Raw genomic sequence first — 9,663 nt, 5'->3', positions numbered from 1 at the left:
GTGGATTTTGATGCGTACCGCAAAAAAGCCACAGAATGCCTGGAAATGCTTGGCCAGGTGAAATCCGGTGAGCTGATTGAACGTGACGGGGAGCGTTACTTTATCCAGCGACCGACTCATGCGAATCGCAGCAAGAAGCCGCGCCAAGCGAAGGAATACCTGGTTTTTCAGCCGCGCAATGTGTGACGAATTTGAACCGATAGAGCAACGCCTTTTCAAGGCATTGCTGATGAATGTGAAAGCGAAGCCGGCAGTCATTCTGAAAGGCACACCAAGTGGCTTTGAGGTGTTAGTGGAGCAGGGTAAAACCCTTTTCAAGTTGTACACACAGAGGAAGTCGCCAAGAGTTTTCCGATCACCTAATACGGCGATTAACTTTCTGGCGGAATTGGGTGCTGAACGTGTTGTGATTGATGGTTTGGGTAACTGGAAACCCGACACATATGTGAACCAAAGCAGTCGCCCAAAACGAAAAGCGGCTGCAAAAAGTAAAGCAACCTAAATAGGAGTAAGACCAAAGATGAACGATATGAATCAGCCCCCGATTGACGCCTATGACGACTTCCCGGAAGTGGGTAGCCAGCCTCAAGCGGGCGAACAGCAACAGAAAAAGGATGACCGGAAGGGTTTTCAAAATCCGGTTTTTCCGAATGACTCAGTGACTACCTGTAGCGGGTTTATCAATGAGATCCGCAGTCATGTAAAAGATAACGACACGCTGTTTTTTGTTCGGGCGGGATTGATACAAGGGTCGCGTCGAAATGAACGGGGTGAATGGGAAGGCGACATTACGAACTGTGATCTGCTGGTCGGTTCTACGCTGAAAAAGTGGGCAGAGTCAATGAAGCAATTCAAAGACCCGTTTTCTGGTATCCGGGTGACTTTCGTGATTCGTAATCTGAAATTCACACCTGGTATTTATGAGGGTAAGCCGGTTCTCAGCAGTCGCGGAGTGCTGGAGGCCATTACTATCGGTCATCTTGATCAATAGCGGTGGACAGCTCGTTGAGGCGTATGGGTTTAGTGTGGATGGCCTTCGGACGTATGGACAGACTGATGGACAACCGTGGACGGTAAACCGACCACTGGTTGACCACAGCCATGACCACACTGCCAACCACATCAAGCCCACACTCTGACCACCGAGGAAGCTGGCAACAATAAACAACAAGTCAGTGAGTTTTTATGAATGATTTTAAAGCGGTAATTCAGCTTGCAGTAGCGTTGAGAGAGGTGTTCGAGACGGCTGTAGTGTTGATGGTTCTTTACGGTGTGGCTACGGCATTGATTGTTGTCGATATGTATATGGTTTATTCGCAGTTACTGCCATTTGAACGCCTGTGGACGAGCCTCAGTGTACTTGATCAGGGCCGGTTAGTTCTTTTGCCGGTAATGTTTGGTTTGGCCACCTGGTACGGTTTAGGAGCGTTTTGCTCATATTCTAATCGCTATGTGTTCCGCTGAGTTAAGCCGGATAAAAGCGATGGAGGTTTATCATGCTGAAGATTGCAATATTTTTTGGTCTGTTCCTGGCATTCATGCTTTATCGCGTGATTGTTAATTACCAGGGGCGGGAAGTAACGGCCCCTAGCCGGGCCAACGTCAAAGATGACGACAATGTTGTCTATGACCCCAATATGTTCTGGCACCCTTTAAATCACTACAACGATTGAAGGTTGGAACATCAAGCGTATGGATGGCGGTTTTGATGGCCTTACAGGTTTAGTAGTTGCCGCTTGGTTATTATTTCTTTATGGAATTTTTTAAATGAAAAAAACTACCTTGGCATTGATTATTTCAATGGCGCTAGTGGGATGTGGCGGAGGCGGCAGCTCTGATTCTACTTCAGCTCCACCTAGCGCCGGGAATCCCCCTGGTAATCCAGGAGCAGAGAATCCGCCGCCGTACCAGGCTCGTTCCTGGACACCGGGTTTCCAGTTAAGCAACCCCAACAGGCAGGCCCACAACCCTACTGTTAGTGTTTTAAATAACGGCACTGTGTTGGCCGCATGGGCTGAAGCCGCGACAGACGACAAGCCTTCGGCTGTCTTTGCTTCGGTGTTGCGCGCTGATTTGCCGGAGGCTGAACGTCAACGGGATGCCCTTCAGATTAGCCAGCTCGATGACGGCATTGATTCGGTGCTCGTCAATACCCGTTGGAACTTCACTGGTGAAGTGGAGCGGTTTACACCATCACCTCAATTGGCTGTATCGGCAGACGGTGTGGGCCACGTTGCCTGGTTGCAGAATGATGGCGTTACGACTTCGGTTTATGTTGCTGATTATGTTCCCCAGGGCGGATCATGGTCTGCCGCTTTCTCTGTGGAATCAACTGATGAGCCATGCAGCGAAATTAAATTGATGGCCTTGGAAAACGGCGACGCGGTGTTGCTGTGGAAGCAAGCAGGCGTGGACACCATAGCGTTGAAGGGGGTTGCGTATTACGCAAATACTGGTAGCTGGGGCGCTGTGTTTGACGTGGCAGGGGATGTTAAGGCAGACGCAAATGTCGCTATTTGGGAGCGTGATGGCTCTGTATTCGTTGGTTATCTGGCCTCAGTAGACGCTGAGAATGACCGCCTATCTGTCGCAAACCTGGATCTAACCAGTTTGATGGCCACGACCAAAGAGGTTGATTCGGCTGGGCTGAAAGGCAGTGTGGTTGGTACTGCATTTGACGGTAACGATGTACTGGTGTGGGCAGAGCTGGATGAATACGGCTATTACTCGGTTATGGCAGCGGCCAGCTCGGGTAGCGAGTGGCAGGCAGTACCTCAGATTGAAGACCTTCCTTATGATGTTGGCCATATCGCTGTATCAGGCATTGATGATGAATTGCATATCGCCTGGCGCCATAAAGAACAATCTTCCGTGGCCGTATTACACGACCTGAAAAGCGTCACATACAGCGCCACAGGCATAAGTGACGTGCAAACGCTTTTTGATTCAGGGGCTGCAAACCCTGTCCTGGTTAATGGCGGTGACGGCAAAATGTATGCTCAGTGGTTCACCAGTCATACCAAGTATTCAGAGTATGTTCCTGGAGAGGGGTGGAAGGCAGTTACTCAACCATTCTGTATGCCGAGCGCAGTCATTAGCGGATCGTGCTTCAACTCAGGTACCGAGCATACGATGGCTGTTGCCGGTGACTATGGTGTTTCAGCCTGGCTTGAAAGTGTTGATGATACTCGCAGTGTGGTGATTTCGCTGAGTGATTAGCGGTAATGGATTACCGCTCGCCCAGGCCTAGCGGTAGCGACACCTGCCTAGTGGTGTGACTCGTCGGGGAGAGTACCGGCCTAGATTACGAAAGAAGGAGTAGGTCATGTTCTATGGGTTTGTTAAGAGTCAGTGGGAAGCAGGAAAAGTATCAGTTGCTTTGCCTGCTGTAGGTTTTCCAGGAAAACCGTCATTGCACGGTGCCGGTTTTAAAGTGAGTTCAGCAATCGCATTTCTTTCTGATAAAGAGAAGGCGGAGATAGTGGAGCTTGCAAAAAAGGATGCAAGGGGGAAGTGTGAAGCGTGATTTTAATGGGTTGCTTAATCTGCTGATAGGTATCTTCCTGGTATTGATTGTTGGTATTTATCAGTCCTCGATGCCAGTTTTCGTCCTGGTTGTTGTTTCTGTCTCCGGGTGCGTACTGATTGGCCGTGAAGTGTGGCTCCATGCCGGGATGCTACGTTGGTCACTCACACCAAGGGCTGCTGAGAAAGGTGGGTTGGCCAGTTATGACGGAATGCAAAAATGAATAGAAACAAAATAATTGATACTGCCCATGAGTTTTTTTACGGGGGCGATAGTTTTGCCGGTAAGGCCGGTTTAGCAGTTGGTAGTACCATTCGAGCAACCTTAAAGTTTTCGGCTATTGCTGTTTTGTTATTGGTTGTTGTTGTTATTGGCCAGATGACCCAATACATCAAATCTGTTGACAGTGTGCGGGAGGCTTATCTTTCTAATTGGGCAGGTAGTGACCCGGCCCGGTTAGAGCAGGTGGCCGGTTATCGCAAGGGTTGTCATGGCCCTTTGGATGAGTCTATGGAAGAACCGTTAGAGCGGATTCGTTCTATTCACAGTTGCGCAGAAGTGGCCGGTTCCAAAGCGGTGGCAGACGTATTACGAGCTGCTGATAAAGCTGTTGAACCTGTGGCACCGATGAGCTGGTTTTAATGGTTGGATGACTGTTAATGGATATGTTTATGTTGTTGGCCGCATTGTTGATCGCGGCCATTTTTTTTCTTGTATTCCTTATAGCAACTTCAGCACGTTCCAGTAGCTACCCTTACGAAGCTGCTGGCCCTTTGCTGACCGCCGCTGAGCGATTTTTCTATTCGACCCTGGAGCAAGTTATCCCAAGCGGATACGTGGTAACGTTTAAAGTGCGTATTGGTGATGTGCTGAAGGTGCGCAAAGGCCTTGAGAAAAAGCAGGCTTTGATCATGCGAGGAAAGATCCAGCAGAAGCACTTTGATTTTGTGGTTTGCCGGAAAGATGATATGAGCGTTGCCTGCTGCATCGAGTTGAATGACGCTTCGCATAAGAGAGCAGATAGGGCTAAACGTGATGCGTTTGTCAGAGCCGCTTGCCAGGCGGCAAACGTAACATTGCTGGAAGTGAAGAACAGCCGAAGCTATGTGGTAGACGATCTGCGCTCCCAGGTTCTCGCCGCCATTGCGGGCAAGCCTGCACCAGTGCCCGCGCCAGAACCCACGCCAGTGGGCACTATGGGTAAACCAGTATATCCACCTAAAATGGACAGCACACCGGAGCCTTCCAAAATATCAACGTCGAAAATGGCAAAAAAGCATGGTTGCTCAACTGATGAGTTCATGCAGAAGCTGGTAGATTCAATGTACGTTGAAAAGATTGGCGACGAATACCGGCTCACTGAGTTCGGGGTAAACATGGGTGGAGAAGAAAAATCTCACCAAAGGTTCGGTAAGTTTCTCGCATGGCCGGAAGACTTACCGCTATCAAGCTGATCTCCTAAGAGGATGTTAGGCAAGAGGAACATATGAGCGACTGGGACTTTCTGCACGATATGCATAATGAGGGCTATAGCCCAGAGCAGATAGCGGATGCTGCTGCCTGTGGCTATAACCCTTGGGAGCATCGCGATTGGGATAACATCGAGGATTTTATTGACGATGAAGCGGGCTGGGATTCTGATAGTGAGCCAAAGAACCCGACAACTCTAGAGCTTTGGGAGTTGTTAGGTGAATTGGTTGAAAGCGCCCGAAATTACTTCGAAGTAACAGGTCGGCATCTGCCAATTTATGGAGAGCTTGGCGAGCTATACGGTGAAGCTAAATACGGAATCAAGAGGCATAAGCCATATACACGAGGCTCTGATGGCAAATTGGGAAACGATTTCGTCGAAATCAAAACAATTAGCCCATTTAAGTCCGACAATGCTGTGCTAGTGAAACGGGCCGGTAATTTCAGCAAGCTTCTCATTGTGAAAATCAGCAAAGACTTCGAGTTTAAAGCAAAAATGCTCGATCGAAAGAGCTTTGGAAAGGGCTCGGGCAAACACATTAAGGCCAAGTGGAGTGAATGAAATTGCCTAACAAGTACATGTTGGCGGACTGGTTTTCCGCTGCGCTCCAAACCAGCCGCAAATGTAGGCGTTGGTATGTCTAAAGAAGCTGTGAAACTGACTTTGCAGGTTGTTATGCCTGATAATCCAGAACACAAGCTTTTGTGGCAGCAGTTGGCAAAAATCCGCATTAATAAAGGTTTGCCCGATCCTACTGTTGCTTTAAATACAGAAAGCGATCATGAGTGTTGGATGTATATGTATACGACCGATGAGCGTCACCGCTTTCTTTGGTTTACCTGGACCCGGTATGTCCATGTTTTTCGCCACCGCTGTCACCCTGCAACAAAATGTGAAGAGCGCGCAGCCATACCCGTCAGAAGAGGGTTTGACTTTAGCTCTTTGGTTACAACATGGACTGGCGGGGGCATTTGAACCGAAACTTACCGTTTTGCCCTCACCGGGTCACCCTAAACAAAAGCCACTCCTTCAGCTCACTCCCAAGCAGCCCTTCCTGGTCAACTCGATCAGCCACGCCGGTCTTTGTGTGGCGAACCTAGCCGAAACTCGATCCAGCGCAAGGGACGCTACGCTTAAACCCTTGCCCTGGTTCGCGCCCCGGCTGGCCGGTTGCCACGACCGACGCGACGGACCTAGAAGCCCAGAACCGCAGAATAATCCATTAAAAATAAATGGTCACAATATTAATAACCTGGTTGCGCTTTGTGTGACCAATGGCTATAATGGTCACAGTTTTTGTTGAGCTCTTTTTTATTTGTGACCAGCGGTGAAGCATGAAAGTCTTAAAATCATTAGCATCAATACAAGCTCAGTACGAAGCGGTTGTTAGGGAAATCGAAAGCCTGAAGGTTAAGCAAATGGCTTTGAAAAAGGCCGGTATTGATTACGGAACACCGAATTACAAACAGGGCCGGTACCTTCGGATAGTAAGACCCGCGACCGATGAGCGGGGGCGGCAGTTCGAGTACATTGGTGCTGATCCTGAAAAGCAGCAGGCTGTGCTAAGTGCGATTGAACGGGGTAAGGAGTACGACGAGCTGGATGGGCGGCTGGTATCGCTGGAAAAGGCGCTGAGGCGGCTTGATGATGACCTGTATCACTTGACTAATACTTTCAAGTGGTCACATGGGTTGGCCATCGAGGACGCCTAACTGTGATCACCTAACCTTGGTCACAGATCCAGCTTGCCGGCGAGCTGCTTCAGTGACCAATGCGGATTGTAAAGTTAACGACCGTTTGTTTTACGTTTTGAGCCGGAGAGAATATTCCGGTTTTTTTTACTTGATTATTGTAAAGTTTCGCGTAAAGTTATCTATGCAAAGTATAGGTGCCTTTTCTTTACGTCAGCCAACAAGGAAAGCGTCGATGAATAATTTTCCAAATATGACAGAGTACAAATACAACATACTGCTTAAATTTATGAACTCGGAAATCGAGAATCAAATTTTTCTCAATCGGGGCAACATTAGTCATGGAGAACTGTTGTCGGCTTATCTTGAGGCTGACCCACAATTCATGGAAACAGTAAAACGATTTGGCTTTGACAAGTAACTAGGGTACAGGAGGCGTGGCCATGACAAGAAACGGTGTGGTGTCTGAAAATACACAAAGTCTTGTGGACTTCATTCGTTCTTTGCCGTCAGCAAAGAATGTCCGGGTTTACACCCAGGAACAGCAACAAAGTATGAACGTGGACGGTGAAACTGCGGCTGTGCGCCGTGCTGTGATCAGGCTCTGAAATTCTAAAAGCAAATAGGGTAAATAGGTATGAATAAAGCGAGCAATAATAACGATGTTTTAGTGGATAGTAAAAAACGTAGTTATCTTGGTGAAATCGGGGCAATCTTAGTGGGGCTTATTGCTGCTTTGCTATTGCGTATTTTGATGCCTGTAGGTGACAAAATTAACTATGCGGCAATTCTCATAGCAATTGTTTTTGTAGTCTCAGTAGTGACTGTTGGCTATTTTCTTTTCAGAAAGAAAAACGAAAAGGATTGTACGGATGATTAATTGTAGCGACTTACAGACATTGGCTCAAGAGAGTTTTTACGTCATTGACGCCCCTGGCATCAACGGCATGGGTTCAGACAGTTTGGGTAGATTAAAAAAACATATCGAAAACGGCGGCAGGCTAATACATAAGGTTCGTACTGCTGACGATGGTTCACTTCATATTTGTGAACCACAGGGGATGTGGCCTAACATTTTTAGAAATAAAAGGTAGGATGTCCAGAATGCTTAGTATCTTGGTTGCTAGTGCAGGCGGAACCACATTGCCAGATTGGCCAACAACCAAAGCACACGATGATTATTTATTTTGGCCAGGACTCGCAATATTGATTCTAGTTATCGTTGTGGGCTGCATAGTGGCATTTAAAAAGCGTGGTTAATTGTTAGATGATGCAGCCAACGTCAGAGTTATACGGGGCGCTACAGGCCGCCTATGAGCATTTCAACAGCTCCTTATTTGACGGCAAGTTGCCGCAGGTTATTTTCACCGCACAGAGACAGAAGGGCGTGATGGGGTACTTCTCGCCGGAGCGGTGGGTATCCAAGCATGGTAAGACCTGTCATGAAATTGCTATCAATCCAACTTACGTCGGTAAGTCGGCGTTGATAGAAGTATTTCAAACCCTGGTGCATGAGCAGTGCCATTTACTTCAGTTTTGCTATGGCCAGCCGGGGCGTAGGGGTTATCACAACAAAGAATGGGCTGACATGATGGAAGCCGTGGGGCTTATGCCGTCTACAACAGGCAGGCCTGGCGGTAAGAAAACCGGCGAAAAAATGAGTGACTATCCGATACCTGGTGGGCGCTTCCTGAAGCAATGCGATTCACTGGTATCAGGTGGCCGCTTCGATTTGCCCTGGGTGGATCGGTTCGCGCAAGGCTGTAGCCTTCCGGTACCGGAGCTGGTGCAGGCGTATGATTTGCCTAGCACCTCTGCCGTGAAGTTAACCACGGCGGTAGTAGAGTTCTTCGATAAAGAGTCGTTCGTTCTGCCGGAAGAAATGAAGGACAGCCGAAATAAAGTAAAATACTCATGCCCTGGCTGTGGGGTGAACGTTTGGGGGAAACCTGCACTTTCAATTAAGTGTGGGCCTTGTGATTTAGAGTTTGGGGAAATCAATTGAATATCGGCTATGCGCGTGTATCCACAGCGGATCAGAATAATGCTCTTCAAACTGACGCCTTAGAAAAAGCAGGGTGTGAGCGGATATTTCAGGAGTCGTTTTCAGGTGCATCTAGAGAACGGCCAGAACTATCAAGGTGCCTCGATACGCTAAGGGCCGGTGATACGCTCACCGTCTGGCGACTGGATCGCCTGGGGCGCAGCTTGAAAGACCTGGTTGAAATTATCACCGAACTGGAAGGTAAAGGCATAGGCTTTCGGTCGCTGACTGAATCTATTGATACAACAACAGCCGGTGGAAAGCTGGTATTCCATATTTTTGCGGCACTGGCCGAATTTGAGCGGACATTGATCCGGGAGCGAACTAAAGCGGGGTTAGCAGCTGCAAGAGCGCGAGGTAGAAAAGGTGGTCGTAAGCCTAAGATGACTAAGGCTGATGTGCGAAGAGCAAAAGCCATGTTGCTCGATCCAACAATGACGAAAACAGATGTGGCAAGCCATTTCGACGTGTCGCGGGTAACACTGAACAAAGCATTGGCAGAGCTGTAATAGTGGTCACACTTTTGGCCAACCAGGTAAGCGATTTCGTGACCAATAAAGGAGGGTACTTGGAAGAAAGCTACAAAGACGAGTTGGAAGCGGCCCGTGCCGAAGCCATCAAAAAAGACCAATGCTTTTCAAAAGGCAGACTTCGTGATGAATTTAGAATGAAGCCTAAACCCGGCGCAGAGCCAGTGGCATTTTACAAAAACGGTTATGGCGGAGAGTTTGGGGTTTATAAAATTACTGATTGTTTGCCTATGAAGATCCGTAGCACAAAACCGCCGAGCGAGAAACAAATACGTGCCAGTGCAATATTGGCCATCAAGGCGAAGCTAAAAAGCAACGGAGCCATTGCGTCTTGCAGGGCAATTCACTGGCTTAATGAAAATCCACTTTTCCTGGACACCGAGACAACCGGCATCGGTGCC

17 protein-coding genes and 2 pseudogenes are annotated in these 9,663 nt (G+C 48.3%); all 19 read left to right on the top strand.

Translation table 11 applies throughout. The annotated features are described in order from the left end of the window. Positions 1-186, top strand: a pseudogene (locus B3180_RS05165) (hypothetical protein); the annotation flags it as partial. Then, positions 179-502: a hypothetical protein gene (locus B3180_RS05160; protein WP_286843404.1), complete on the top strand. Its 324-nt coding sequence runs from the start codon at positions 179-181 to the stop codon at positions 500-502. The pseudogene B3180_RS05165 and the gene B3180_RS05160, both read left to right, overlap by 8 nt. 27 nt (positions 503-529) lie before the next feature. After that, positions 530-991, top strand: coding sequence for a hypothetical protein (locus B3180_RS05155; RefSeq protein ID WP_286843403.1), 462 nt, complete (start codon positions 530-532; stop codon positions 989-991). Positions 992-1,185: 194 nt separating this feature from the next. After that, positions 1,186-1,464 carry a hypothetical protein gene (locus B3180_RS05150; protein ID WP_286843402.1) on the top strand — a complete coding sequence of 93 codons (279 nt, stop codon included), beginning with the start codon at positions 1,186-1,188 and terminating at the stop codon, positions 1,462-1,464. 32 nt (positions 1,465-1,496) lie between these two features. Beyond that, positions 1,497-1,673 (top strand): hypothetical protein, encoded by a 177-nt coding sequence (locus tag B3180_RS05145; RefSeq protein WP_154707669.1) that lies wholly within the window; start codon positions 1,497-1,499, stop codon positions 1,671-1,673. A gap of 94 nt (positions 1,674-1,767) precedes the next feature. Next, positions 1,768-3,219 carry a hypothetical protein gene (locus B3180_RS05140; RefSeq protein ID WP_286843401.1) on the top strand — a complete coding sequence of 484 codons (1,452 nt, stop codon included), beginning with the start codon at positions 1,768-1,770 and terminating at the stop codon, positions 3,217-3,219. A gap of 106 nt (positions 3,220-3,325) precedes the next feature. Further along, positions 3,326-3,526: a hypothetical protein gene (locus B3180_RS05135; protein WP_286843399.1), complete on the top strand. Its 201-nt coding sequence runs from the start codon at positions 3,326-3,328 to the stop codon at positions 3,524-3,526. Then, a complete protein-coding gene (locus tag B3180_RS05130) occupies positions 3,516-3,749 on the top strand; it encodes a hypothetical protein (protein WP_286843397.1) in 234 nt (77 codons plus the stop codon). Before B3180_RS05135 ends, B3180_RS05130 begins: the two co-directional genes overlap by 11 nt. Beyond that, the gene (locus tag B3180_RS05125; protein ID WP_286843395.1) at positions 3,746-4,168 is read left to right on the top strand and encodes a hypothetical protein; all 423 of its coding nucleotides are present in this window, start codon (positions 3,746-3,748) and stop codon (positions 4,166-4,168) included. The genes B3180_RS05130 and B3180_RS05125 overlap by 4 nt, the downstream gene beginning before the upstream one ends. 131 nt (positions 4,169-4,299) lie before the next feature. Then, the gene (locus tag B3180_RS05120) at positions 4,300-4,980 is read left to right on the top strand and encodes a DUF2726 domain-containing protein (RefSeq protein WP_286843393.1); all 681 of its coding nucleotides are present in this window, start codon (positions 4,300-4,302) and stop codon (positions 4,978-4,980) included. Between the two features lie 32 nt (positions 4,981-5,012). After that, positions 5,013-5,558, top strand: coding sequence for a hypothetical protein (locus tag B3180_RS05115; RefSeq protein WP_286843392.1), 546 nt, complete (start codon positions 5,013-5,015; stop codon positions 5,556-5,558). 75 nt (positions 5,559-5,633) lie between these two features. Beyond that, positions 5,634-5,972, top strand: a complete 339-nt coding sequence (locus B3180_RS05110) for a hypothetical protein (RefSeq protein WP_286843390.1) — start codon at positions 5,634-5,636, stop codon at positions 5,970-5,972. 359 nt (positions 5,973-6,331) lie between these two features. After that, positions 6,332-6,709: a hypothetical protein gene (locus tag B3180_RS05105; protein WP_286843389.1), complete on the top strand. Its 378-nt coding sequence runs from the start codon at positions 6,332-6,334 to the stop codon at positions 6,707-6,709. 214 nt (positions 6,710-6,923) lie between these two features. Next, positions 6,924-7,109, top strand: a complete 186-nt coding sequence (locus tag B3180_RS05100) for a hypothetical protein (protein ID WP_286843388.1) — start codon at positions 6,924-6,926, stop codon at positions 7,107-7,109. Between the two features lie 22 nt (positions 7,110-7,131). Continuing rightward, the gene (locus B3180_RS05095) at positions 7,132-7,296 is read left to right on the top strand and encodes a hypothetical protein (protein ID WP_286843386.1); all 165 of its coding nucleotides are present in this window, start codon (positions 7,132-7,134) and stop codon (positions 7,294-7,296) included. A gap of 29 nt (positions 7,297-7,325) precedes the next feature. Next, positions 7,326-7,568 (top strand): hypothetical protein, encoded by a 243-nt coding sequence (locus B3180_RS05090; RefSeq protein WP_286843384.1) that lies wholly within the window; start codon positions 7,326-7,328, stop codon positions 7,566-7,568. A 387-nt stretch (positions 7,569-7,955) separates the two neighbouring features. Then, positions 7,956-8,693, top strand: coding sequence for a SprT-like domain-containing protein (locus B3180_RS05085; protein ID WP_286843381.1), 738 nt, complete (start codon positions 7,956-7,958; stop codon positions 8,691-8,693). Continuing rightward, a complete protein-coding gene (locus B3180_RS05080; protein WP_286843379.1) occupies positions 8,690-9,241 on the top strand; it encodes a recombinase family protein in 552 nt (183 codons plus the stop codon). The genes B3180_RS05085 and B3180_RS05080 overlap by 4 nt, the downstream gene beginning before the upstream one ends. A gap of 14 nt (positions 9,242-9,255) precedes the next feature. Next, positions 9,256-9,663, top strand: a pseudogene (locus B3180_RS05075) (hypothetical protein); the annotation flags it as partial.

The sequence above is a fragment of the Idiomarina sp. UBA4206 genome, assembly GCF_002383015.1.
In the GTDB taxonomy this organism is placed as follows: Bacteria; Pseudomonadota; Gammaproteobacteria; order Enterobacterales; family Alteromonadaceae; genus Idiomarina; species Idiomarina abyssalis.
This window is presented reverse-complemented; position numbering and strand designations above follow the sequence as displayed.